General features: G+C 71.8%; 22 protein-coding genes. 13 read left to right on the forward strand and 9 right to left on the reverse strand.

The annotated features are described in order from the left end of the window. Window positions 1-62: 62 nt before the first annotated feature. The 5 genes from ACZ6AA_RS15765 to ACZ6AA_RS15785 all read left to right on the forward strand — a co-directional run bounded on the left by ACZ6AA_RS15765 (window position 63) and on the right by ACZ6AA_RS15785 (window position 2,784). A complete protein-coding gene (locus ACZ6AA_RS15765) occupies window positions 63-761 on the forward strand; it encodes a hypothetical protein (RefSeq protein ID WP_468460057.1) in 699 nt (232 codons plus the stop codon). A gap of 13 nt (window positions 762-774) precedes the next feature. Beyond that, on the forward strand, window positions 775-954 hold the full coding sequence (locus ACZ6AA_RS15770) for a hypothetical protein (protein ID WP_471458435.1): 180 nt from the start codon (window positions 775-777) through the stop codon (window positions 952-954). 156 nt (window positions 955-1,110) lie between these two features. Beyond that, a complete protein-coding gene (locus tag ACZ6AA_RS15775) occupies window positions 1,111-1,617 on the forward strand; it encodes a BlaI/MecI/CopY family transcriptional regulator (RefSeq protein WP_471458437.1) in 507 nt (168 codons plus the stop codon). A 9-nt stretch (window positions 1,618-1,626) separates the two neighbouring features. Beyond that, window positions 1,627-2,220: an amino-acid N-acetyltransferase gene (locus tag ACZ6AA_RS15780; protein WP_471458439.1), complete on the forward strand. Its 594-nt coding sequence runs from the start codon at window positions 1,627-1,629 to the stop codon at window positions 2,218-2,220. A 225-nt stretch (window positions 2,221-2,445) separates the two neighbouring features. After that, window positions 2,446-2,784, forward strand: coding sequence for a histone-like nucleoid-structuring protein Lsr2 (locus tag ACZ6AA_RS15785; RefSeq protein WP_030361021.1), 339 nt, complete (start codon window positions 2,446-2,448; stop codon window positions 2,782-2,784). Here ACZ6AA_RS15785 and ACZ6AA_RS15790 read toward each other — a convergent pair. Next, a complete protein-coding gene (locus ACZ6AA_RS15790) occupies window positions 2,763-3,446 on the reverse strand; it encodes an SCO3374 family protein (protein WP_468460049.1) in 684 nt (227 codons plus the stop codon). The two genes, ACZ6AA_RS15785 and ACZ6AA_RS15790, sit on opposite strands and share 22 nt — an antisense overlap. Before the next feature lie 466 nt (window positions 3,447-3,912). Here ACZ6AA_RS15790 and ACZ6AA_RS15795 point away from each other — a divergent pair, with 466 nt between their 5' ends. Further along, a complete protein-coding gene (locus ACZ6AA_RS15795) occupies window positions 3,913-6,435 on the forward strand; it encodes an ATP-dependent Clp protease ATP-binding subunit (protein ID WP_030361019.1) in 2,523 nt (840 codons plus the stop codon). Between the two features lie 243 nt (window positions 6,436-6,678). Then, a complete protein-coding gene (locus ACZ6AA_RS15800; protein ID WP_471458442.1) occupies window positions 6,679-8,133 on the forward strand; it encodes a condensation domain-containing protein in 1,455 nt (484 codons plus the stop codon). On the opposite strand, the gene ACZ6AA_RS15805 is transcribed toward ACZ6AA_RS15800, so the two are convergent. Both ACZ6AA_RS15805 and ACZ6AA_RS15810 read right to left on the reverse strand, forming a co-directional pair. Beyond that, entirely contained in the window at window positions 8,083-8,724 is a 642-nt protein-coding gene (locus ACZ6AA_RS15805) for a DUF1016 N-terminal domain-containing protein (protein ID WP_468460045.1), read from the reverse strand. The two genes, ACZ6AA_RS15800 and ACZ6AA_RS15805, sit on opposite strands and share 51 nt — an antisense overlap. Window positions 8,725-8,820: 96 nt before the next feature. Next, the gene (locus tag ACZ6AA_RS15810; protein WP_471458444.1) at window positions 8,821-11,553 is read right to left on the reverse strand and encodes an NACHT domain-containing protein; all 2,733 of its coding nucleotides are present in this window, start codon (window positions 11,551-11,553) and stop codon (window positions 8,821-8,823) included. A 347-nt stretch (window positions 11,554-11,900) separates the two neighbouring features. Here ACZ6AA_RS15810 and ACZ6AA_RS15815 point away from each other — a divergent pair, with 347 nt between their 5' ends. Continuing rightward, entirely contained in the window at window positions 11,901-12,581 is a 681-nt protein-coding gene (locus ACZ6AA_RS15815; protein ID WP_468460041.1) for a M23 family metallopeptidase, read from the forward strand. A gap of 93 nt (window positions 12,582-12,674) precedes the next feature. Here the strand turns inward: ACZ6AA_RS15815 and ACZ6AA_RS15820 are convergent, their stop codons facing one another. Further along, complete coding sequence (locus ACZ6AA_RS15820) at window positions 12,675-13,259, reverse strand: TetR/AcrR family transcriptional regulator (protein ID WP_468482957.1); 585 nt, start codon at window positions 13,257-13,259, stop codon at window positions 12,675-12,677. A gap of 127 nt (window positions 13,260-13,386) precedes the next feature. Between ACZ6AA_RS15820 and ACZ6AA_RS15825 the strand changes: the two genes are divergently transcribed. The 3 genes from ACZ6AA_RS15825 to ACZ6AA_RS15835 all read left to right on the forward strand — a co-directional run bounded on the left by ACZ6AA_RS15825 (window position 13,387) and on the right by ACZ6AA_RS15835 (window position 16,112). Then, the gene (locus ACZ6AA_RS15825) at window positions 13,387-14,988 is read left to right on the forward strand and encodes an MDR family MFS transporter (RefSeq protein ID WP_468482958.1); all 1,602 of its coding nucleotides are present in this window, start codon (window positions 13,387-13,389) and stop codon (window positions 14,986-14,988) included. 122 nt (window positions 14,989-15,110) lie between these two features. Then, entirely contained in the window at window positions 15,111-15,596 is a 486-nt protein-coding gene (locus tag ACZ6AA_RS15830) for a helix-turn-helix transcriptional regulator (protein ID WP_468482975.1), read from the forward strand. 69 nt (window positions 15,597-15,665) lie between these two features. After that, window positions 15,666-16,112 (forward strand): VOC family protein, encoded by a 447-nt coding sequence (locus ACZ6AA_RS15835; protein WP_030361012.1) that lies wholly within the window; start codon window positions 15,666-15,668, stop codon window positions 16,110-16,112. A gap of 40 nt (window positions 16,113-16,152) precedes the next feature. Here the strand turns inward: ACZ6AA_RS15835 and cseC are convergent, their stop codons facing one another. The 5 genes from cseC to ACZ6AA_RS15860 all read right to left on the reverse strand — a co-directional run bounded on the left by cseC (window position 16,153) and on the right by ACZ6AA_RS15860 (window position 20,974). Then, the gene (cseC, locus tag ACZ6AA_RS15840; RefSeq protein ID WP_471458484.1) at window positions 16,153-17,682 is read right to left on the reverse strand and encodes a two-component system sensor histidine kinase CseC; all 1,530 of its coding nucleotides are present in this window, start codon (window positions 17,680-17,682) and stop codon (window positions 16,153-16,155) included. A gap of 44 nt (window positions 17,683-17,726) precedes the next feature. Beyond that, a complete protein-coding gene (gene cseB / locus ACZ6AA_RS15845) occupies window positions 17,727-18,440 on the reverse strand; it encodes a two-component system response regulator CseB (RefSeq protein WP_468460035.1) in 714 nt (237 codons plus the stop codon). 105 nt (window positions 18,441-18,545) lie between these two features. Continuing rightward, entirely contained in the window at window positions 18,546-19,205 is a 660-nt protein-coding gene (locus tag ACZ6AA_RS15850; RefSeq protein ID WP_468460033.1) for a hypothetical protein, read from the reverse strand. Then, entirely contained in the window at window positions 19,193-19,750 is a 558-nt protein-coding gene (locus ACZ6AA_RS15855) for a SigE family RNA polymerase sigma factor (protein WP_030361008.1), read from the reverse strand. The genes ACZ6AA_RS15850 and ACZ6AA_RS15855 overlap by 13 nt, the downstream gene beginning before the upstream one ends. A gap of 291 nt (window positions 19,751-20,041) precedes the next feature. After that, on the reverse strand, window positions 20,042-20,974 hold the full coding sequence (locus ACZ6AA_RS15860; protein WP_468460031.1) for an HhH-GPD family protein: 933 nt from the start codon (window positions 20,972-20,974) through the stop codon (window positions 20,042-20,044). A gap of 244 nt (window positions 20,975-21,218) precedes the next feature. Between ACZ6AA_RS15860 and ACZ6AA_RS15865 the strand changes: the two genes are divergently transcribed. Next, complete coding sequence (locus tag ACZ6AA_RS15865; protein WP_468482959.1) at window positions 21,219-22,793, forward strand: sensor histidine kinase; 1,575 nt, start codon at window positions 21,219-21,221, stop codon at window positions 22,791-22,793. After that, a complete protein-coding gene (locus tag ACZ6AA_RS15870; RefSeq protein WP_471458486.1) occupies window positions 22,790-23,470 on the forward strand; it encodes a response regulator transcription factor in 681 nt (226 codons plus the stop codon). Before ACZ6AA_RS15865 ends, ACZ6AA_RS15870 begins: the two co-directional genes overlap by 4 nt. Window positions 23,471-23,583: the final 113 nt, after the last annotated feature.

The following is a 23,583-nucleotide window of genomic DNA, read 5'->3' on the forward strand; positions in this document are numbered from 1 at the left end:
CCCAGGCCACGCCCAGGTGTCCGTTAAGAGGATTTTGTTCCCCCAGCGCGTATCGTCACCCCATGCCCACGCCATACGGATCCCGGGGCGGCATGGCCTTCGGTGCGCAGGAGCTGCGAGTGCTCCGCCGTGCGCTGGCCCACGCCCTGCACCCCAGCACCGTTCGTGCCCTTGACGACCAGGCCGTGCAGGACTGCGTGCGCCTCGCCGACGACATCGACGAGGCGGTGCGCGAGGGCGCCCGGCTGCGCGCCTTCCTGGTGGCCGACCTCGCGCGCTACCGGGCGGCGCTGCCCGGCACCGCGGCCGGGTATCTGGAACTCCTGGAGGACGTGCTCGCGACCGGGTACCGGCCGGGCGCGGACGACCTCGCGGCCCTGCGCGCCCTGCGCGGCAACCCGCACGCGGCCGCGCTCCTCGACCGCTGCCGCGTTCTCGCCGAACGAGCCGTACGGGCCCGCCTCGCGGCGTCGGCGGCGGCCACGGCGAACACCGAGGCGCCCTCGCCCGAAGCCACCGACGGGACGGCACGGATCAAGCCCCGCCCCACTGTCCCCCCGTCCCGCACCCGCCTCCTCGCCCTGCCCGGCGGCCTCGCCGCCGCCGACGAGAAGAAGCCCGCGCCCCGCCCCGGCACCCCCGCGGAGCGCCCCGCCGCCCCGCAGGAGCGCCCCCGCCCCGTCCCGACACCGGCCGAGGTGTTCCCGCCCAAGCGCCCGGCCCCGCCCGCCGCCCCGTCGCAGCGCCTCGCGGCGGGCTAGCTACGCTGGGGGCATGGACTACGTCTCCGCGCTCGTGCCCCCCGTAGTGATGGCCGTGTTCTTCATCGGCCTCATCGTGACGATCGTCAAGACCCAGGGCGGCGCCAACAAGGCCAAGGAGGACGCCGCCGTCGACGCGGCGATCGCCCGCACCGAGGCCGTCCGGCAGACCACGAAGACCAGCGACACCTGAGCGACCGCCGCTCCGCGGCCCCCTGAGCCCCTGCCGGGGCGCGGGGCGCCGCCCCGGCGCACGACTCCACCGAGTCGTGCGCCCTTTTTGTTGCGGAAATGACCGGTATGCCACGTCCATCACGCCATTGCTGACCTCGCCCACTATTGTTCAGCTGTGCCTCGCCCCTTGGGAGAACTCGAAGACGCAGTGATGACGCGGGTGTGGAAGTGGAACCGCCCCGTGACCGTTCGAGAAGTCCTGGAAGACCTTCAGCAGGAACGGTCCATCGCGTACACGACGGTCATGACCGTTTTGGACAATCTCCATCAGAAGGGCTGGGTGCGCCGCGAAGCGGAAGGCCGGGCCTATCGATATGAGGCGGTCTCCACGCGGGCCGCGTATGCCGCCGCACTGATGAACGACGCCTGGTCGCAGAGTGACAACCCGGCGGCGGCTCTCGTCGCCTTCTTCGGCATGATGTCGCCGTCGCAGCGGGAAGCGCTCAGCGACGCCGTTCGCATGGTGGAAGGCGACACGGTTCGCAGGGAAGACGAAGCGGATCGCAAGGCCGAAGCCGAAGCGGATCGCATGGCCGAGGCGGCGAAACACGGACCGGGAGGCCCAGGAGGCCTGGAAGGGCCGGAGAACCCCGGCGGCCCCGGGGCCGGGCCCGAACGATAGCGTCCGCTCATGCCAGCACAGCCCGACGAACTCCCCCCGGCGCCCGGCGAACTCGGGGCGCACGGCACGCTCCCGGCAAATGGCGTCTCCGTGCGCAGGGCCCGCACCGCCGATGTGCCCGCCGTCCGGGACCTGCTGGACTCGTACGTCCGCAGGCGCGTCCTGCTCGACAAAGCGACCGTCACACTTTACGAGGACATCCAGGAGTTCTGGGTCGCGGAACGCGCGGACGGCAACGGCAATGGGACGACGGTGGTCGGCTGCGGCGCGTTGCACGTGATGTGGGAAGACCTCGCCGAAGTACGGACGCTCGCGGTGAATCCACAGGTCAAGGGCGCGGGCGTGGGTCATCAGCTGCTCGGAAAGCTGCTTGAGACCGCGCGTTGGCTCGGTGTCCGGCGGGTATTCTGCCTCACCTTCGAAGTCGACTTCTTCGCCAAGCACGGCTTCGTGGAGATCGGCGAGACGCCCGTCGATACCGTCGACACTGATGTCTACAGCGAGCTGCTGCGTTCCTATGACGAGGGCGTCGCCGAGTTCCTCGGCCTCGAACGAGTGAAACCGAACACCTTGGGCAACAGCCGGATGCTTCTGCATCTGTGATCGTGACCGAGGTATTCCGGGCAGTCACCTGCCCGGGTGCCCTATGTCCGAAACGCGCATGTTTCCCGGGATCTCGTGCAGTCGGTCTCTCCCAGGGGTTTGTGTTTTTCCGGGAAAAGCGGTTTGCTTTCCGACGTACTGCAGTGCTGCATATAACAGGGGGCGGCGATTCGGCGGCTCACCCCGCATGGTCCGGCCCTGAAGTTATCGATGAAAGGAAATCCGGTGGCACAGAAGGTTCAGGTCCTTCTTGTCGATGACCTCGACGGCGGCGAGGCGGACGAGACCGTGACGTTTGCGCTGGACGGCAAGTCGTACGAGATCGATCTCACCACCGCCAATGCGGACAAGCTCCGCGGTCTCCTTGAGCCCTACCTCAAGGGCGGGCGCCGCACCGGCGGCCGTGCCAGCGGCCGTGGCAAGGCGCGCGCCGCTGCCGTGGGCGGCGGCAACCAGGACACGGCGGCGATCCGCGCCTGGGCGAAGGACAACGGCTTCGAGGTCAACGACCGCGGCCGCGTCCCGGCGTCCATCCGCGAGGCCTACGACAAGGCCAACGGCTGACTGCTCGCACGCCGAAGTCGGACCCGGTGGCACGCGGTGGCCGCCGTGTCCACGAGCCGTACGAGGTCGGAGCCCGCGGCGGAGCCGGAATGGGGGTCGGTTCCGCTGCCGTCCGTGGCCAGAGCGGCGCTCGGCGCCAGGGCGGGCAGGGCCGTCAGTGACGGCAGGGTTCTCTCCACCTCGTGGCCGGGCTCGGGGGGCCGCAGCCAGACGGCGGCCCCCGACGGACCGGCCGCGCCGGGCGGGACGGGCGCGTCGATCAGACCGCCCGCGCCGATCGCCCTGAGGTCCAGGGGGATGTCCCCCCACTCCAGCCAGTCGAGCAGCCCCGGCAGCTCGTCCGCGCTGCCCGCGGCCACCAGGAGCCGCATCGTCTCCCCGTGCAGGGCCACGGGTGCCTTCGGGCCCAGCTGCCGCAGCGCCGCGAAACCGGCCTGAGCGGGCAGTTCCAGTACGTCGAAACGCAGCCCCGTCATGAGCCGGACGTCCGGCCCGGGAGCCACGGCCCAGCCGAGCCCGTTCTCGTACCAGCACCGCACCGCCGCCGGATCCCAGAATCCGGCCGCCGCCGCGTCCCACTGGCGCGGCACACGCCGTCCCGCCGGATCCGGCGCCGCGCGCCGGTCGGCCGGCGGCCTGGGGTGAGGAACGCTGAGGGCCATGTTCGGAGCAACAGCGCGGGGCACACTGGAGTTACGGCTCATGTCACGCTGGGTGCCGCCGCGACTGCGTACGGTGGCCGAAAAGGGGGCGTGATGGCGTACTTCGCAGCGCAAGGGTGTTCGCCCGTAGCGGAGGGAACCGGTGCGCGCTGCATGGAGTGTCAGTGCATACGGGTAAGACATCCCTAGTGGGGAGGGGCGACACGCAGCGTTCAGGCGTCTCACGTTCGCCAACGGCGTACTGATGGCGAGGGTAACTGCTTGGCCTGCGGGAACATCGTCTCGCACCATCAGGTTGGAGCATATGTCGGCGTTGGAGTCAGGAACCGTTCCCTACGGTAGTGAGGGTGATCCGGACGGGTGTCGGCAGTTGGAATGAGCGGTCCCCGCTTGCGGGACTAAGCTGCGGAAGGACAGGGAGGGGAGCGTCCCCTTACTGCCTGACCGCTCTGAGGAGCGATTAACGATGTTCGAGAGGTTCACCGACCGCGCGCGGCGGGTTGTCGTCCTGGCTCAGGAAGAAGCCCGGATGCTCAACCACAACTACATCGGCACCGAGCACATCCTCCTGGGCCTGATCCACGAGGGTGAGGGTGTCGCCGCTAAGGCCCTGGAGAGCCTCGGGATTTCGCTCGAGGCGGTCCGCCAGCAGGTGGAGGAGATCATCGGGCAGGGGCAGCAGGCCCCGTCCGGGCACATCCCCTTCACCCCCCGTGCCAAGAAGGTCCTGGAGCTCTCGCTCCGCGAGGCCCTTCAGCTGGGCCACAACTACATCGGCACGGAGCACATCCTGCTCGGCCTGATCCGTGAGGGCGAGGGCGTCGCCGCCCAGGTCCTGGTCAAGCTGGGCGCCGATCTCAACCGGGTGCGGCAGCAGGTCATCCAGCTGCTCTCCGGATACCAGGGCAAGGAGACCGCCACCGCCGGCGGTCCTGCCGAGGGCACGCCCTCCACGTCCCTGGTCCTCGACCAGTTCGGCCGGAACCTCACCCAGGCCGCTCGTGAGTCCAAGCTCGACCCGGTCATCGGGCGCGAGAAGGAGATCGAGCGGGTCATGCAGGTGCTGTCCCGTCGTACGAAGAACAATCCGGTCCTGATCGGTGAGCCCGGCGTCGGCAAGACCGCCGTCGTCGAGGGCCTCGCCCAGGCCATCGTCAAGGGCGAGGTGCCCGAGACCCTCAAGGACAAGCACCTCTACACCCTGGACCTCGGCGCCCTGGTCGCAGGCTCGCGCTACCGCGGTGACTTCGAGGAGCGCCTGAAGAAGGTCCTCAAGGAGATCCGCACCCGCGGCGACATCATCCTGTTCATCGACGAGCTGCACACGCTCGTGGGTGCGGGTGCCGCCGAGGGCGCCATCGACGCGGCTTCCATCCTGAAGCCGATGCTGGCCCGCGGTGAGCTCCAGACCATCGGCGCCACCACGCTCGACGAGTACCGCAAGCACCTGGAGAAGGACGCCGCTCTCGAGCGCCGCTTCCAGCCCATCCAGGTCGCGGAGCCGTCGCTGCCGCACACCATCGAGATCCTCAAGGGCCTCCGCGACCGGTACGAGGCGCACCACCGTGTGTCCATCACCGACGAGGCCCTCGTCCAGGCCGCGACCCTGGCCGACCGGTACATCTCGGACCGCTTCCTGCCGGACAAGGCGATCGACCTGATCGACGAGGCCGGATCCCGGATGCGCATCCGCCGGATGACCGCGCCGCCGGACCTCCGCGAGTTCGACGAGAAGATCGCGGGTGTCCGCCGCGACAAGGAGTCGGCCATCGACTCCCAGGACTTCGAGAAGGCCGCTTCCCTGCGCGACAAGGAGAAGCAGCTCCTGGCCGCCAAGGCCAAGCGCGAGAAGGAGTGGAAGGCCGGCGACATGGACGTCGTCGCCGAGGTCGACGGCGAGCTGATCGCCGAGGTCCTCGCGACCGCCACCGGCATCCCGGTCTTCAAGCTGACCGAGGAGGAGTCCTCCCGGCTGCTGCGCATGGAGGACGAGCTCCACAAGCGCGTCATCGGCCAGAAGGACGCCGTCAAGGCGCTCTCGAAGGCGATCCGGCGTACGCGAGCGGGTCTGAAGGACCCCAAGCGCCCCGGTGGCTCGTTCATCTTCGCGGGCCCGTCCGGTGTCGGTAAGACCGAGCTGTCCAAGGCCCTCGCCGAGTTCCTCTTCGGTGACGAGGACGCGCTGATCTCCCTCGACATGTCGGAGTTCAGCGAGAAGCACACGGTCTCGCGCCTCTTCGGCTCGCCCCCCGGCTACGTCGGGTACGAGGAGGGCGGTCAGCTCACGGAGAAGGTCCGCCGCAAGCCGTTCTCGGTCGTCCTCTTCGACGAGGTCGAGAAGGCCCACCCGGACATCTTCAACTCGCTGCTCCAGATCCTGGAGGACGGTCGTCTGACCGACTCCCAGGGCCGGGTCGTGGACTTCAAGAACACGGTCATCATCATGACGACCAACCTCGGCACGCGGGACATCTCCAAGGGCTTCAACCTGGGCTTCGCCGCCCAGGGCGACACGAAGTCCAACTACGAGCGCATGAAGAACAAGGTCTCGGACGAGCTGAAGCAGCACTTCCGGCCCGAGTTCCTCAACCGCGTGGACGACGTCGTCGTCTTCCCGCAGCTGAGCCAGGGCGACATCCTCGAGATCGTCGACCTCATGATCGGCAAGGTGGACGAGCGCCTGAAGGACCGGGACATGGGCCTCGAGCTCTCCCAGTCCGCGAAGGAGCTCCTCGCCAAGAAGGGGTACGACCCCGTCCTGGGTGCCCGGCCGCTGCGCCGCACCATCCAGCGCGAGGTCGAGGACACGCTCTCCGAGAAGATCCTCTTCGGTGAGCTGCGCCCCGGCCACATCGTGGTCGTCGACACGGAGGGCGAGGGCGAGAACGCCACGTTCACCTTCCGCGGCGAGGAGAAGGCGGCGCTCCCGGACGTGCCGCCGATCGAGTCCGCCGGCAGCGGCGGGCCGAACCTGAGCAAGGAGGCGTAGCCCGCACAGGGCGCGCCGCGGGGCTGCCCCGGACCGAGCAATCGGTCCGGGGCAGCCCCTTTTCCATGCGTCTCCACGGCCTCCACGCAGGTTCACGGCTTTCACACCCCGGTTTTCCACGGCTTCCACGGTCCGGCGTTTCCCGGCGGTGGGCGATCTCGTTGGGCCCCGAGCGGCACGCTTCCGCTGTGGCCCAGAGGGCGCGTTCCCGAACCCCCCACGCCCGATGAACGGAGACGCCCAGTGCGCATGACCGACCTCCAGCGCTGCGAGGTACGCCCAGGACGGCTCGTCGAATGGACACTCGACCCGGCGACGGTCGACCGCGCGGCCGCCCTGCCGGACGACTCCCGGCCACCGGCGTACGTCCAGGAGTCCCACGTCCGGACGGCGCGGGCCGTGCGCGCGGACGGCCTGTTCATGCCGACCTGGCTCGGTACGGCCTTCGACATTCCGGGAGCCGTCGATCTCGACGTACTCCAGGGCGCCCTGCGGGACTGGACGCGTCGGCACGAGACGCTGCGCAGCGGATTCCGCTGGGCCGGTGATGAAATGCGCCGGTTCACCTTCGACGCCGAAGCCGTGTCACTGCGCCGCGAAGTCGTCGGCGACTTCCCCGACGCCGACAAACTGGTCCAGCGGCTCCAGGACCGCTTCGACGTGGTCGCGGACGCGCTCAACTGGCCGAACTTCCTCTACACGGCGGTGGTGCGGGAGGACTGCACGAGCGTGTACCTGGCGTTCGACCACAGCAATGTCGACTCGTACTCCCTTCAGCGGGTCCCCGCCGAGATCCATGAGCTTTACGCGGCCGGTCTGGAAGGCCGTGCTGTGGAGCGGACGCCGATCAGCAGTTACATCGACTTCTGCGAGAGCGAGCGCGCGGACGCGGACCGTATCGACGGAACACACGCGATCGTCGAACGGTGGCGGGAATTCATCAAACGGTGCGGGGGAAAGCTGCCGGAATTCCCCGTCGATCCCGGCCTTGATCCCACCGCCCCGATGCCCATCCAGAAACTCATGCACGAGAAGCTCGTGGACGCGGACGACGCCGCCGCGTTCGAGGCGTACTGCCGTCCCTTCGGCGGGACCCTCGTCGGCATCCTCGCCGCCACCAGTCTCATCGTCCACGAGATCAGCGGGCAGCCCGTCTACCGCACGATCGTGCCGTTCCACACCCGCTTGAAGTCGCAGTGGCTGGACTCCGTGGGCTGGTACGTCGGTGGCGCGCCCATCGAGGTTCCCGCGGCGCGGGCGCGTGACTTCGAGAGCGCCCTGCACTGTGTGCGCGGGGAGCTGCGGGCCACCAGGTCACTGGCGCGGATGCCCATCGCCCGGGTCCTCAGGCTGCTCGGCTCGGAGTTCCGGCCGACGTCGCCCGACCTGTACTCGATCGTCTCGTTCGTGGACGCCCGGGGCATCGTCGGCTCCGCGCGCTGGGCCGAGCTGAATGCGTACGGCCTGGTCAGGGTGTCGTACGGGGACAAGGCGTGCGCCTGGGTCAACCGGCTCCACGAGGGCCTGCAGTTCGCGGGCCGCTACCCGGACACCGACCTCGCGGCCAAGAACATGCGGCTGTACGTCGAGCGGCTGCGGGAAACCGTCGTCGCCGTGGCCCGCCACGGCGCGCGGGCCGACGGTGGCTCACCGGTGCCCCGCCCCCGCCGCGTCGACGCCGTGTCCGTCGAGACGTAGGAAGTCCAGGCGGAACGGGTCCCCGGCCAGCTCGGCGAGCGCGGGCGAGCCCTCAGGGAGCGTCACGTCCAGGTCCAGCGGGGCGCCCGCCCGCGTGCGGTGCCGGTGCTCGCGGATCGCCCGGTCCAGGTCGGCGCGCGACCAGCCGTGCCGGACCGCCTCGACGGCGTAGAACTCCAGCTCCGCGCGGGTCTCCAGGCGCTCCATCAGGACGGTGATGTGGCCCCAGGGGAGCTGTGCGACGGGGCGCTGCGCGATCTGGCCCGGCCAGGTGCGGGCCAGCTTGCGCATGTGTGTCAGGTTCCGCCGGGAGAAGCCGCGCTGGGTCGGGTGGGCCGCCTTCAGGTCGGCGGCGAGGCGCGCCACGAGGTCCGTGTCCCGGCCCGCCTCCTCCTGGCCCACCCGTTCCTGCCGGGCCAGGAGGAGCCTGCCGATCTGCCAGTACGCCTGCACCAGCTCGGCGTTCACGGCCCGCTGGGCACGGGTGTGCGCGGCCGCGACGCTGCCGCCGGCCTGCGCCAGCAAGTCGTCGTACGCCGACGGGACGGGGTCCGGTGGGGCGGAGGCCATGGTGTCGGTGTCCTTGCACATGGGGTCGAGAGTCGCTCGGGGGGTGGGGTGCGGGAGGGGGATCGGGGGTCGATCATCCGAACGTGTGGGGGTGGGGTGGGTGTTCGGGTCCGGGTCTCAGTAGGTCTCGACAGTGAAATCGACGTCCGACGAACGGACTTGGGCATCCCAGGGGGCGGGGACGAGCAGGCGGTCAAGGCGGGGAAAGAGCGTCTGGACCCGTTCCGCGTCGATCGGTTCCATGCCCGCCAGGTCCAGGCCTGTGAGGATCAGCTCCGTGACGCCGGGCAGCGACGGTGCGTGGCCGAGGTCGTCGGCGAGGGTGCCGAGGAGCGCGACCGCGAGGATCAGGTAGGTGCGTTCGCACACGGCGAGCAGGCGGGCCGCGGCCTCACCCGAAACCGAGTCGCGGATGTCCAGGAGCCTGGGGCGCAGGCCGAGCCTGAACAGCTCTTCGACCTGCTCGTCCGTGCGGAGCGTGAAGTTCGTCCTGCCGTCCTCGAGTTTCCTGATCACGCCGTCCGCGTACGACCGGCAGTCGAAGCGGCTCCAGGCCCACATCAGCTGCCTGCGCACGTCGTCGCGGGAGTGGTCCGCGTACCGCGTGAGGAGGGGGATCGCCGCGTCGGAACGGACGTAGGTCGCCGCGATCGTCACATGCCACGCCTCCGCGTTGCTCAGCTCGTCGAGGCCCGGCAGCAGATCGAGCACCATCGGCCCCACCGCCCCCAACTCCCGTGCCTCCTCGGGCGTACGCGGCGGAATCAGCTCGGCCGTCCTCCGCTCCACCTCCGCCCGCACCGCGGGCGCCAGCTCCGCCGCGTGCTCCAGGCAGGCCGCGGCGAGGAGGTGTGCCCGCTTGCGGGCGGGGGAGCCGTCGGCGTGGGCGTCACCCTTCGCCAGCAAGTCCCCCAGCAGCTCCGCCCGTTCCCGCGGCCGCGCCTGCGCCACCGCCATGCGGATGACGTCCTCCCACTGGTCGTCCGCCGCGTGCCCGGCGAGCACGCCGAAGTCGCCCTCCTCCACCGCGGCCCGCGCGCCCAGGAAGTCCTGGAAGGTGCGGTGCACGAACTCGACCGTCCCCGGGCCGGGTTCGCGGAGCAGGCCGCTGCGGTGGAGGAAGTGGGTGTAGACGGCCTCCGCGTCGCCCAGGGCGGCGAGTTCCGGTACGGCGGGCAGCGCGTCGCCGATGATCGTGGTGGCGCGCGTGCGGTCCATCGCCGTACGGCCGTTGCGGATCAGCCAGTACGCGAGCCGCTGGAGGAGCTGGAGCTGGGGCTCCTCGCGGAGTTCGGGCACGGCCATGTGGCGCTCGCGGTCGCGGCGGATCAGGAGCATGGACAGGGCGGCCGTGTAGAGGTCCTTGCGGCCGAGGGGGAGGAAGCCGCGGCGGTCGCGGTGCAGGGCGCAGACGAGGCCGCACATCAGCGGGTTGGTGGCGAGCAGGCCCAGGTCGGGCTTGGTCCGCACGGCTTCGAGGAGCTGGGACTCGTACGCGCGCAGGGCCCGGTCGTCCTCCGGCGCGCCCGTCGCCGCCGCCGTGTGCCAGCGCCGGATGAACGCCGTCACGTCCGCGCCGCTCATCGGCGCGAGCGTCAGCTCGGTGAAGTCCTCGTCGGTGAGCCAGTCCTCCCGGACGGCGGAGGGCCGGGACGTCACCAGCCAGCGGTTGCCGGGGTAGGCCTCGATCAGGTCCGCGAGCCACGCGCGGGTGCGGGCGCGCTCCGCGTCGGGGACCTCGTCGATGCCGTCGACCAGGACCAGGGCGCGGGCCGAGGTCAGCACGCGGGCCTCCCAGCCGTCGGGCTGCGTGCCCGCGAGGGGGGAGCCGACGGCGGACAGGAAGTCCTTGGGGGCGGGGAGGCGCTCGCCGTGGCGGGTGAGGGTGCGCAGGGGCAGGACGTAGGGGACGCGGTCGTGGAGGTAGCCCATGCGCCCCTCGCCGGAGTCCGGGTCCTGGCGGGCCGCGGAGACCGCGAGCCACTGGATCAGGGTGGTCTTGCCGGAGCCCGCCTCGCCGCGCAGGAGCACCCGGTCGTGCGTGGCGAGGGCCTCGTCGGCGGGGCGGGGTGTCGGGTCGAGGTGGGCCTCGAAGACCTGGTGCCAGTCGTCGCCGACCCGGACGTCGCCCAGGTGCCGTCCGTGCTCGGTGGCGGTCAGGCTCAGATAGGCCGCGTCCAGGGGCCACTTGCCGGGCGAGTCGGCGAGGTCGATGCCGAAGATCGTGAGCTTGCCGTGCTTCTTCGCGATGTACGCGAGGTACCGCTGCTCGAAGGCCACGTCCCGCGCGCCGGGGAGGGGGTCCCGGGCGATCAGCTCGTCCACTTTGACTATGAGTTCCGCCTGGCGGCGGCTCTGCTCGACGAGGGTGCGGGCGACGAACGTGGACCGCTGGGTGAAGAAGTTCAGGATGTGCAGGCAGGCCGTGTCGAGAAGGCGCTGGTGGAGGTGGGTGGCGTCCGCCGAGAGGTCCCGGGTCGCGTCCCCGTCCGCCCGGCGCAGTCTGGCCGCCAGCTCCTCGTGGCCCAGGGACACCGCCTCGGCGTCGGTGAGGGTGAGGGTGCCGAGGGCGAGCAGCGTCCGGGTCAGGGCGTGGCCGACGGCTTCCTCCTCGTCGTGGGGGAGGGGGCGCTCGCCGGTGCGCACGGCCTGGCGGACCAGGGCGGTGACGAGGCGGCGCACGTCCTGCTCGGCGAGGTCGCGCCGCTCGCCGCGGAAGGACACCAGGGCGTCGATCCGTACGGGCTCCGCCACCAGGCCCGCGCCCGGTCCGGGTCGTACGAAGAGCTTCCTGATCAGCGGGGTGACGACACCGGACGCGATACGGACGCCAATGGCCGCGGGATCCATGGTCGAGAGCGTAGTGGGCGTCACATTCACGGGTGGTGGATCTTGCGCTCCGGTGACATGACGCACAGGGCATACGTCACATACGAGGCGGATTAGTGGTGCTTTCCGGCCGCCCGGACGGGACTTTCGGCCTGGAACCGGCGGCTTCGGCGGCCGTCGCGGGCGGGCCCGGGTACGGCCGCCGCTAGTAGAGGGGCGTTTTGGGGCCGGGGCGGGGTGGGGGTTACCAAGGGATGGCCGTCCGGCATGCGCAGTGAGCGTGCCGGATTCCCTTTTGCCCGCAGTACCCCCGTACAGCCGGTACGCCCCGTGCCGCCGTCCCCCCGCCCCGCCCCGGAGGTTCCCCCATGTCGAAGCGCGCCAAGTCCCACCATTCCGGCCCGTCCCTGCGTCGCACCCGGGCGGCCGTCGTCGCCGCCGGTGTCGGCGTCACGACGGTGCTCGGAGCCGGGATCGCGGCCGCCGCCGACACCAAGGGCGGGGAGCGGTCCGTGACCGCCTCCTCCGTGGGCGCGCAGGCCGTCGCCCAGGCCAAGGCCGCCGAGCAGGCGAAGCAGGCCGTGGCGAAGAAGGCCGCGCAGGCCAAGCAGGCCGCCGCGAAGAAGGCCGCCGCCTGGCAGGACCCGGTCGACAACTACCGCCTGTCCGCGAGCTTCGGCCTCGGCGGCAGCATGTGGGCCAGCAAGCACTCCGGCCAGGACTTCGCCGTGCCGGTCGGCACCGTCGTCAAGGCCGTGCACGCCGGTACCGTCGTCAAGGCCGGCGGCAACGGCGCCGGTGACGGCCCCGCGTACGGCAACGCCGTGGTGATCAAGCACGCCAACGGCACGTTCTCGCAGTACGCGCACCTGTCGAAGGTCGAGGTCCGCCCGGGCCAGGCCATCACCACCGGCCAGCGCATCGCCCTGTCCGGCAACACCGGCAACTCCAGCGGCCCGCACCTGCACTTCGAGATCCGTACGACGCCGAACTACGGCTCGGCCGTCAATCCGGTCGCGTTCCTGCGTGAGCAGGGCGTCCGCGTCTGATCCCGTTTCCGCGTGAGCAGGGCGTCCGCGTCTGATCCCGTTTCCGTGCGAGCAGGGCGTCCGCGTTCGATCCCCCGCGTGTGACGCCCCGGCTCAGGTGCCGTTGTGCGCCTGGGTCACCAGATCGATGGCGACTTCGAGGATGGCTTTCCGCTTCTCCTCGGGGTCGCCATCGTTGCCTTTCAGGACGAACATGCCGCCGTGCATGGTGAACAGCGCGCTGAAGCAGCGCACCTGCGCGGTCATCGGCGTCGACGGGTCGTCGTGGCTGAGGATGTCCAGGAGCTGGAGCATCCGGTCCTTGAAGCTCTCACCCGTCTTCAGGTCGCGCATCGTCGCCTGGTTCTCCTGCATGAAGCGGAAGAGCGGGGCGGCGTCCGTGAGGATCTCGCTGTAGCGGGTCAGGATCGCGCGCTTGGTCTCCAGCGTGCGCGGCTGCTCCTTGCCCCAGACGATCAGCTCGTCGATGGGCCGCGTGAGATCGTCGAAGATGCTGGTGAGGATGTCCTCTTTGGTCTTGAAGTGGTAGTACAGGGCCGCTTTCGTGACATCCAGGCGCTCCGCGATCTCGCGCAGTGAGGTCTTCTCGTACCCCTGCTCGGCGAAGAGTTCGAGCGCCACGTCCTGAATGCGCTGGCGGGTGTCCCCGCGGCGCCGCTGCCTGCCTGTGCTGCTCATGGTGGCGATCCTCGCACTTCTCCCCGGCACCGCCTGAACTTACTTGACGCCCGGCTAGTTAGGGGTCTACTTTCCCCTACTGTAGCCAACTTGCCGGGCGGCAAGTAAGTAGCGGGGAGTGGTGACCATGGCAGGGAAATCGGTGACGGACCAGGGCGCGGCGGCCGAGCCGCGGCCACGCAGCGTACGGGTGGTGATCTTCGCGCTGATGGTCGCGATCCTGCTCGCGATGCTCGACAACATGATCGTGGCCCCCGCGATGCCGACGATCGTCGGTGACCTCGGCGGCCTGGAGCACCTGTCGTGGGTCGTGACCGCGTACACCCTCGCGACCGCGGCATCCACCCCGATCTGGGGCAAGATCGGCGACATGTACGGGCGCAAGGGCGCCTTCCTCGCCTCCATAGTGATCTTCCTGATCGGCTCCGCGCTCAGCGGACTCGCCCAGGACATGGGGCAGCTCATCGGCTTCCGGGCGATCCAGGGGCTCGGCGCGGGCGGTCTGATGGTCGGCGTCATGGCCATCATCGGAGAGCTCGTGCCGCCGCGGGAGCGCGGCAAGTACATGGGCATGATGACCGGCGTGATGGCGGTCGCGATGATCGGCGGCCCGCTCGTCGGCGGCACCCTCACCGACCACCTCGGCTGGCGCTGGGCCTTCTACATCAACCTGCCGCTCGGCATCGTCGCCCTGTTCATGGTGAGCGCCGTGCTGCACCTGCCGAAGAAGCGCGCCCAGGGCCGCATCGACTACCTCGGCGCCGCGCTGCTGACCATCGGCATCACCTCGTTCGTCCTCGTCACCACCTGGGGCGGTACGGAGTACGCCTGGGGCTCGGCCGTGATCATGGAGCTGATCGGGCTCGGCGTCGCCGCCCTCGTCGGCTTCTGGTTCGTCCAGCAGAAGGCCGCGGAGCCGGTCATGCCGCTGCACATCTTCCGCAGCCGCAACTTCTCCCTGATGTCCGTGATCGGCTTCCTCACCGGCTTCGTGATGTTCGGCGCGATGCTCTTCCTGCCGCTCTACCAGCAGGCCGTACAGGGCGCCTCGGCCACCAACTCCGGGCTGCTCCTGATGCCGATGCTGCTCGCGATGATGGCGGTCTCCATGGTCGCGGGGCGGTTCACCACCGCCACCGGCAAGTACAAGGTGTTCCCGATCGCCGGCAGCGTCCTGATGGCCGTCGGGCTCTTCATGCTCGCGCAGATGGACACCGACACCTCGCGCGTCACGACCGGGATCTACATGGCCGTGCTCGGCGCCGGCATGGGCTGCCTGATGCAGATCACCATGCTGGTCGCGCAGAACAGCGTCGAGATGAAGGACATGGGCGTCGCCTCGTCCTCGGCCACGCTGTTCCGCACCCTCGGCTCGTCCTTCGGCGTCGCGATCATGGGCGCCCTGTTCAACAACCGCGTCCAGGACGAGATGGCCGAGGCCGGGGGCGGCGGCGTCGCCAAGGTCACCGAGCACTCCGCCCAGCTGGACGCGGCGAGCCTCGCCAAGCTCCCGGAGGCGGCGCGGGAGGCCTACCAGCACGCGGTGTCCGCCGGTACGCACGTGGCGTTCCTGCTCGCCGCCGCGATGGCCGCGGCCGCGCTGATCGCCGCGTTCTTCGTGAAGGAGACGCCGCTGCGGGGCGCGGCCCCCGCGGACAAGAAGCCGGCCGGTGACGCGGACGGGGACTCCGCGCGCGGCGAGCGGGAGCCGGTTGCAGAGGCCGTCTGACCCGCTGGTCCGCCCGGTCCACGGCCCCCCGGCACTTCGGTGCCGGGGGGCCGTTGTCAGTGCCGCGTGCCAGCATCGAAGGCGTGGAGAGACTCCGCCAGCTCCGCATCGCCAAGGACGCGATGGACCGCGACTGGGCCGACCCCGCCCTCGACCTGACCGCGGTCGCCGCCCACGCGGGCTACTCGCGCTATCACTTCCTGCGCGCCTTCAAGGAGGCGTACGGGGAGACGCCCGGGCAGTATCTGTCGCGCCGCCGCATCGAGCGGGCCGAGGACATGCTCCGCTCGGCCGACCTCTCCGTGACGGACATCTGCATGCTGGTCGGCTTCACCAGCGTCGGCACGTTCTCGTCGTCCTTCAAGCGCCAGACCGGCCTCACCCCGAGCGAGTACCGCGCCAAGCACGTGGGGCGCGGCGCCGCGCTGATCCCCGGGTGCTGGGCGCTGCTGTGGGCCGGGGGGTTCCCGGCGCGGGCGGGGCTCGACGGGACGGGGGCGGGCGCGGGGGCCGGGACGGGGGCTGAGACCGGGGCCGGGACGGGGACCGGGGGAGCGGACGCCGACGACGGCGGTGAGGGGAGCGGCGGACTGGAGCGCAATTCTTGAGAAGCGCGGCGCCGGGCCCGCTGCCTACGGTGGCCGGGCAAGCACAAAAGCCCTCACCAGGAGCACATCATGATCAAGGGACTCGCCATTTCCACCGTCTGGGTCCTCGACCAGGACCGGGCCAAGGAGTTCTACACGGAGAAGCTCGGCCTGGAGGTCCGCACGGACATGACCCTCGGCGAGGGCGGCATGCGCTTCCTCACCGTCGGCGCCAAGGACCAGCCCGAGCTGATGCTGGCCCTGATGGTGCCCGGCGGCGCGGGCATGGACGCCGAGTCGGCCGAGGCCATGCGGAAGCTGGTCACCAAGGGCGTCCTCGGCGGCGGCGCGCTGCGCACGGACGACGTCCACGGGGACTACGAGAAGCTGAAGGCGCGCGGCGTGGAGTTCCTCCAGGAGCCGCAGGAGCGTCCGTACGGAGTGGAGGCGATCTTCCGCGACGACTCCGGCAACTGGTTCTCGTTCACCCAGGAGCGCGAGGGCGAGCTCGACCTGGACAAGGACTGGGGCTGCTGAGCGCTCCGCCGGAAGCCCGGCAGGCCACCCGCGGGGTCGGCTACTTCTGCCACTTCGCGGGCTTCTCCGGCAGTTGCAGCATCGGGTAGCTCCCGGTGTTCGTCGGGGCGTGCTCCGGCAGCCACAGGACCGCCACCGCCCCCTCGGCGGGCTCCTCCGGCGAGGCCCCCGGCGGCCGGATGTTGCGGAAGGTGAGGCGGGCGCCGAGCACCCGCGCCTGCCCGGCCGCGATCGTCAGGCCCAGGCCGTGCCCGCGCCCCGCCCGGTCCGCGGAGCCGGTGCGGAAGCGGGAGGGGCCCTCGGCGAGCAGCGTCTCGGGGAAGCCGGGGCCGTGGTCGCGCACCCGGACCACCCGGCCCTCGACGCTGACCTCGATGGGCGGCTTGCCGTGCTTGGCGGCGTTGGCGACGAGGTTGCCGAGGATGCGCTCCAGGCGGCGCGGGTCGGTGGTGACCTCCGACTCGTGCACGATCGTCACCCGCACGTCGTGGCTCAGCAGGGCCATGCGGCGGCTGACGAACTCGCCGAGCGTGATGTCCTGCAGCTCGGCCCGCTCGGACGCGGAGTCGAGGCGGGCCACTTCCAGTACGTCCTCGACGAGCGTGCGCATGGCCTGCGCCCGGTCCTTGACCAGCTCGGTCGGCCGCCCCGGGGGCAGCAGCTCGGCGGCGGTGAGCAGCCCGGTCACGGGGGTGCGCAGCTCGTGCGCGATGTCGGCGGTGACCCGGCGCTCGGCCTCCAGGCGCTGCTTGAGCGCGTCGGCCATGGCGTCCACGGCCTCGGCGAGGTCGTCGGTCTCGTCGCGGACGTGCCCGCCGATGGCGTCGCGTACGGACACGTCGGTGTTGCCCTGGGCGAGCTCGCCCGCGGCCGTCGCCGCCTTGCGCAGGCGTCGGGCTATCTGGCCGCCGATGAGCACGCCGAGCGCGCAGCCGCCGAAGACGACCGCGATGGAGCCGATGACGAGGGCCTGGTCGAGGTCCTTCATGATCGTGGTGTTGCGGTCGGCGAAGCGGCTGTGCACCGAGAGGACGTGGCCGTCGCTGAGCGGCACGGCGCCCCAGATGTCGGGCACGCCGTCGCCGTGCTCCTGCACGAAGGTGGCGCGGCGGCCGGTGAGGACCTTCTGCCGCAGTTCCTTCGGGAGCTGCGGGTCGTCGATCTTGGTGCCGTAGATGGCGTTGGTCGTGCGGCGGGCCTCGTAGTTGCGCTGGGCGATCTGGACGCGCTCGTCCTGGAGGTCGCGGGCGTTGTCGAGCATCGACACCCAGGCGGCGTTGTGCACGACGAGGCTCAGCGCCACCGCGACGAGCGCGCCGACCAGGCCGATGGCGGCGGCGATCTTCCAGCGCACGCCGGTGCGCAGCCGGGCGCCGACCAGCGACCGCAGCCGCTCCGACCACGACAGGCCCCGCGGTCCGAGCGGCCCGCCCGGCCGCCGCAGCCGCGCCCGCAGCCCTCGCAGCCGCGCCCGCGGCCCGTCACCGGACGCGAACCGCGCCCCCGGCCCCTCGCCGGACGCGACCCGGGCCCGCGCCCCCTCGCCGGACGCGGACCGCGCCCCGTTCATGCCCCTGCCCATGGCAGACCCCTGTGTCCCCCCACGCCGCGAGCTCACGCCTTGAGCTTGTATCCGAACCCGCGGACCGTCTCGATGCGGTCCTGCCCCACCTTCGTCCGCAGCCGCTGCACATGCACGTCGACGACGCGCGTGTCGCCGCCCCAGCCGTAGTCCCAGACGCGTTCAAGGAGTTTGTCGCGGGACAGCACGGTGCCGGGCGCGGAGGAGAACTCCAGGAGCAGCCGCATCTCCGTCGGCGTGAGCGCGACGGGCTCGCCGCCCCGGCGCACCTCCATGCCCTCGGTGTCGATCTCCAGGTCGCCGAAGCTCAGCATGCCGCCGTCGGCGCTCTCGCCCTGTTCGGCGGCGGGCGCGGCCGAGCCGGGGCCGCTGGCGTGCCCGAAGCGCCGAAGCACGGCGCGGATGCGGGCGACCAGGACGGCGCCGTCGAACGGCTTGGTCACGTAGTCGTCGGCGCCCGCCTCCAGGCCGAGGACGACGTCGATGGAGTCCGCCCGCGCCGACAGCATGATCACCGGCACCGTCGACTCGTCCCGGATGCGGCGGCAGAGGCTGACGCCGTCGAGGCCCGGCACCATCACGTCGAGCAGGGCGATGTCGGGCCGGTCCGCCCGGAACGCCTCAAGGCCGGACAGGCCGTCGGGCATGGCGGTGACCTCGAAGCCGTCGCGCTCCAGGGCGAGCTGCGTGGCCTCGCGGATGACGTCGTCGTCCTCGACGAACAGGACATGGGTGTGTTCTGCCATCGGGTGCTCTCAGTTCCGGTCTCGGTTCGGGGGCGGTCGGGGGTCCGGGGGCCGGGGTCGGTCCGGGCTCGGGGGCGGGTGGCGGGCGGCGGTCGGGTCTGTGTGTCAGTCCGACGACGGCTCGGCCGTCTCGCCGTCCGCCGTGGTGCTGTAGTTGTTGCGGGTGCGGTTCTGCTCGGTGAAGTGGCTCGTCGACCAGCGGTAGGTGATGATCTCTTCTCCCGTCGGGTCCGCCACCGAGCCGTCCTTGCCGAACAGCTGCTTGCTGAGGACCAGGTCGCCGCGGTCGATCTCGGCGTACACGGGCGGCTGCTCGTCGGCGAAGACATTCTCGTACTTCTTGCCGTCGGGGCGATACACGTAACTGCCGATGCCCACCCTGTCACCGCAGGTCAGGACGTTCACGACGACGTCGTCCGACGCTGCTCCGGTCAGGTTGCCGTAGGCCACGTCGACCGGGTACTCGTCGGCGGCGCACGGCTTCAGGTCGCGCTTGACGGCCAGGCTGACCTTCGGGTCGTCCTTGACGAGCTGGACCGCGTCGACGCTCTTCGGGGTCGGCGACGGGGCGGCCGAAGGCGCGGTGGACGGCACGGCGCCGACGTGCGCGGGGCCCTCGTCACGGGTGCCGGAGCCGCCCGTGGAGCAGCCGGTCACGGCGAGCAAAAGGCCGAGGGCGGCGAGCACGGCCACCGCCGCACTCCCCGCCTTCCACTCTTTCGTGGCCCGGCCCGCTGGTCCGGTCCGGGCACTCAGGCCGCGCAACGCTCCCGCTCCTCACGTTCGAACATCCGCGCAGCAGGCCCTGCCGACTCGTCGGCGGCACGGCTCTCCAGCTCCTGGCGGAGCCGGGCGAGCGCGCGGTGCAGCGTGCTCTTGACCGTGCCGGCCGACATGCCGAGTGCGGCGGCCGTCTCCTCGGTGGACATCTGCTCCCAGTGTCGCAGCACCACGACGCTGCGCTGCTTGGGGGCGAGCACCTTCATGATGTCCATCAGCAGGGCGCGGTCCGCGTGCTGCTCGGTGGAGTCGTCGACGCAGGCGTCCGGCAGCTGCTCGGTGGGCACCTCTTCGAGCTTGCGGGCGCGCCACCACTCGGTCCGCGTGTTGATCATGACGCGGCGCAGGTAGGCGTCCGCGAGCCGCTTGTCGGCTATGCCGTCCCAGCGGCCGTAGGTCCGTACGAGCGCCGTCTGCAGCAGGTCCTGGGCGTCGACCGGGTCGGGTACGAGCCGCCGGGCGCTGCGCAGCAGGGCGTCCTGCCGAGTGCGGACGTACTCTTCGAACTCGAGCACCTCGCCGTGCGCCATACCCAACCGCCTCCGATCCCGTTCATCCCCGGCTGCCCCCGGTCGATTCCCGGGTGCCTCTCGACCGCTGATCCCTTGCCTGTGCGGTACGGGTATGAAGTTACGGAGGGCGTGTCACGGCGTTGTGCGGAGCAGCCAGCGGCGGACGCACGGCTGTACGTAGGTTGTGTAACAGAAGTAGGCTGGACGTAAATCAGCAGGTGGGTGTGGGCGTGGATGCCCTTTTTGTCGCTGCTTTCGTCGCCGTTTCCTGTCAGCGGGCTGTGATGTGAAGGCCGGGCCCGGCGGGTGTCAGGTCAGCGGCAGCCGGTAGTACCCGTCCGGCAGCGGCTCCACAAGCCCGTCGGAGACCAGGCCGTCCAGCGCGCGCGCCCGCTGCACCGGCTCGTCCCACACCCGGTCGAGCGCGGACTGCGGCACCGGCGAGACGGCCTCGCGCAGCACCGCGAGGAGCTTGCCGCGGACCTGCCGGTCGGTGCCCGCGTACGTCTGGCCGCGGCGGGCGGGCCCCTCGTGCGCGGGCTTCCCGGCGGCGAGCCAGGCGCACTGCGCGGCCAGCGGGCAGCGCGCGCAGTTCTCGTTCTTGGCGCTGCACACCAGCGCGCCCAGCTCCATGGAGGCGGCCGCCCAGCGGGACGCCGTGTGCTCGTCCTCGGGCAGCAGCGCGCGGGCCAGCTTGCGCTCGGCGGCGGTGGTGGCGTTCGGCGGGTACTGCACGCCCGTCACGGAGCGCGCGAACACGCGCCGCACATTGGTGTCGAGCACGGCGTGCCGCTGCCCGTACGCGAACGAAGCGACGGCCGCGGCGGTGTACTCGCCGATGCCGGGCAGTGCGAGCAACTGCGCGTGCTGCGCCGGTACGTCGCCCCCGTGCCGCTCCGTTATGGCGACGGCCGCCCCGTGCAGCCGCAGCGCCCGCCGCGGATACCCGAGCCGCCCCCAGGCGCGCACGGCCTCCCCGGGCGCCTCCTTGGCGAGGTCGGCGGGGCGCGGCCAGCGGGCGAGCCACTGCTCGTACACGGGAAGCACCCGGCTCACCGGCGTCTGCTGCAGCATGAACTCGCTGACCATGACCCCCCAGGGCCCGGCGTCCTCCCGACGCCACGGCAGATCGCGCGCGTTGGCCTCGAACCAGGCGATGACGGGGGAGTGGAACTGCTCGTCCAGCGAACGGGCGTCGGCAGTGCCGGCGCTGACGAGATCGGCGGCGAGGGCGGTCGGCATGCCGACGATCCTGCCATGGTGGCGGTGGGGTACGCGCCAACGGCACGGCTGGCGCCCCGCGAGGGGCGCGGGGAACTGCGCGCTCAGCCACAAGAAGGCCGCAGACGCGTCTGCTCGTATCGCGGCAGGCGCGTCCGCGGCTCCTACTGGGCCGGGCGCGCAGTTCCCCGTGCCCCTGACGGGGCGGGGAAACCTGACGATCGGCAGGGGCGGGCACCGGCGGGAGGCACGTAGCGTCACGGGAGTGAAGAGCCCCCGCACGATGGACGTCGCCCTCTGGGCGGCCCTCGCCGTGCCCGCGGTGAGCGCCGACGCGATCGGGCTGAACGAGCCCCGCCCGCTGTGGGCCCAGTGCGCGGGCCTGGCGGTCCTGGCCGCGGCCACGGCGACGTGGCGTGCCCGCCCGGCCACCGCCTTCCTCCTCGCCGCCACCCTCGCCCTCACCGCCCCCGCCCTGTTCTCGGTCTCGTACGGCCCGGCCCTCGCCGTCCTCGCGCTGCTGCTCGGCCGCCACGGCACCCGCGCCCGCCCGGCGCTGCTCGCCTTCGCGGCGGTCTGGGCGGCGGGCACGGTCAGGGTCCTGGTCCGGGACGTGGACCCGGTCGTGGAGTGGCTTGTGCTCATGGGCACGCTGCTGTTCGGCGTGGTCTTCCCCTGGCTCGCGGGCCGCTACTGGCGCCAGAGCCGGGAGCTGGCCGCCGCGGGCTGGGCGCGCGCCGACCAGCTGGAGCGCGAGCAGCGCATCGTCGCCGACCGGGCCCGGCTGCGCGAACGCGCCCGCATCGCCCAGGACATGCACGACTCCCTCGGCCACGAACTGAGCCTGATCGCGGTCCGCGCGGGCGCCCTCCAGGTGGCCGCCGACCTCCCCGCCCACCACCGGGCCGCCGCGTCCGACCTGCGCGAGGCCGCCGCGACGGCCACCGACCGGCTGCGCGAGATCATCGGCGTGCTCCGGGACGAGGGCGACGAGACGGCCCCGCTGGCCCCACCCGGCGAGACGGTGGCGCAACTGGTCGCGCGGGCGGCGGAGTCGGGCCTTCCCGTGCGGTACGAGGACGACGGCACCGACGCGTCCGACGGCGCCGGGCGCGTCGCGTACCGCGTGGTCCAGGAGGCCCTGACCAACGCCGCGAAGTACGCGCCGGGCGCCCCCGTCACCGTCACGGCCACCGGCACCGGCGCCACCACGACGATCGAGGTCACCAACGGCCCGCCCCCGCACGGCGATCCACCCCGGCAGGGCCCGCCGGAGGGCGGCTCGGGCCTGGCCGACCTGCGGGCCCGGGTCGCGGCGGGCGGCGGCACGCTGACGGCGGGGCCGCGGGGCGGCGGGTTCCGCGTCCGGGCGAGCCTGCCGGTGACCGGAGCGGCACCCCGGCCGGGGGCGCCCGAGCCGACGCCCCCGCCCCCGGGCACCCTCCTCGCCCACGCCCGCCGCCGCACCGCCCTCACCTTCGGCGCCGCCGTCGCCATCGGCACCGTGCTCGTCGCGGGGGCGTTCACCTGGTACGCGTACACGAAGACGCACTCCGTCCTGCGGCCCGCCGACTACGCGGCCCTGCGCGTGGGCCAGCCGCGGTCCGAGGTCGCCGCCGTGCTCCCGGACCGGAGCGTCACGGACCCGCCGGTGGAGCGCGCGCCGACCCCGCCGCCCCCGGGCGCGGACTGCCGCTACTACCGCTCCAGCGGGGAGCTCTTCACCTCCCTCACGCACTTCAGGCTCTGCTTCGACGACGGAAGGCTGGTGGACAAGGCAGTGATCCCCAAGGCGGGCGCGGACCGGAGCATGCGGCGGGAGGCGGCGTGGGCGCGGTGATCAGGGTCCTGCTCGCGGACGACGAGGCGATGATCCGCGCGGGCGTGGGCGCCATCCTCGCGGCGGGCACCGACATCGAGGTCGTCGCGGAGGCCGCCGACGGCCGCGAGGCGGTCGACCTGGCCCGGGCGCACCGCCCCGACGTGGCGCTCCTGGACATCCGGATGCCGCGCCTGGACGGCCTGGCGGCGGGGGAGGAGATCGTACGGACCCTGCCGGGCACGGCGGTCGCCATGCTCACGACGTTCTCCGAGGACGCGTACGTGGCGCGGGCGCTCGGCGGCGGCGCCACCGGCTTCCTGCTGAAGTCCGGCGACCCGCACGAACTCATCGCGGGCGTACGGGCGGTGGCGGGCGGCGCCGCGTTCCTCTCGCCGCGGGTGGCGCGGCAGGTCATCGACGGCTTCGGCGCCCGCCGACTGGCGCGCGGAGCCGAAGCGCGCGCCCGCGTCGCGCTCCTGACGCCCCGTGAGCGCGAGGTCCTCGGCCTGGTCGGCGCGGGCCTGTCCAACCCGGAGATCGCCGCGCGCCTCCACCTGGTGGAGGGCACGGTCAAGGCCTACGTCAGCGCGGTCCTCGACCGCCTTGAGGTCAAGAACCGCGTGCGTGCGGCGGTCGTCGCGTACGAGGCGGGGCTGGTGACGGACGACGGGGCGGGGGAGCCGACGCCCGGGTGAGGGCGCCGAACTCCCGCTTCAGGCGCGGGGGTCGGGGCCCTGGGGCCGGTACTGCGGCTGCTGGCCGTAGGGGTCGTGCCCTTGGTACGAGCCTTGCGCCTGGTACGCGTCCT

This window comes from Streptomyces sp. NPDC040610 (genome assembly GCF_055594065.1).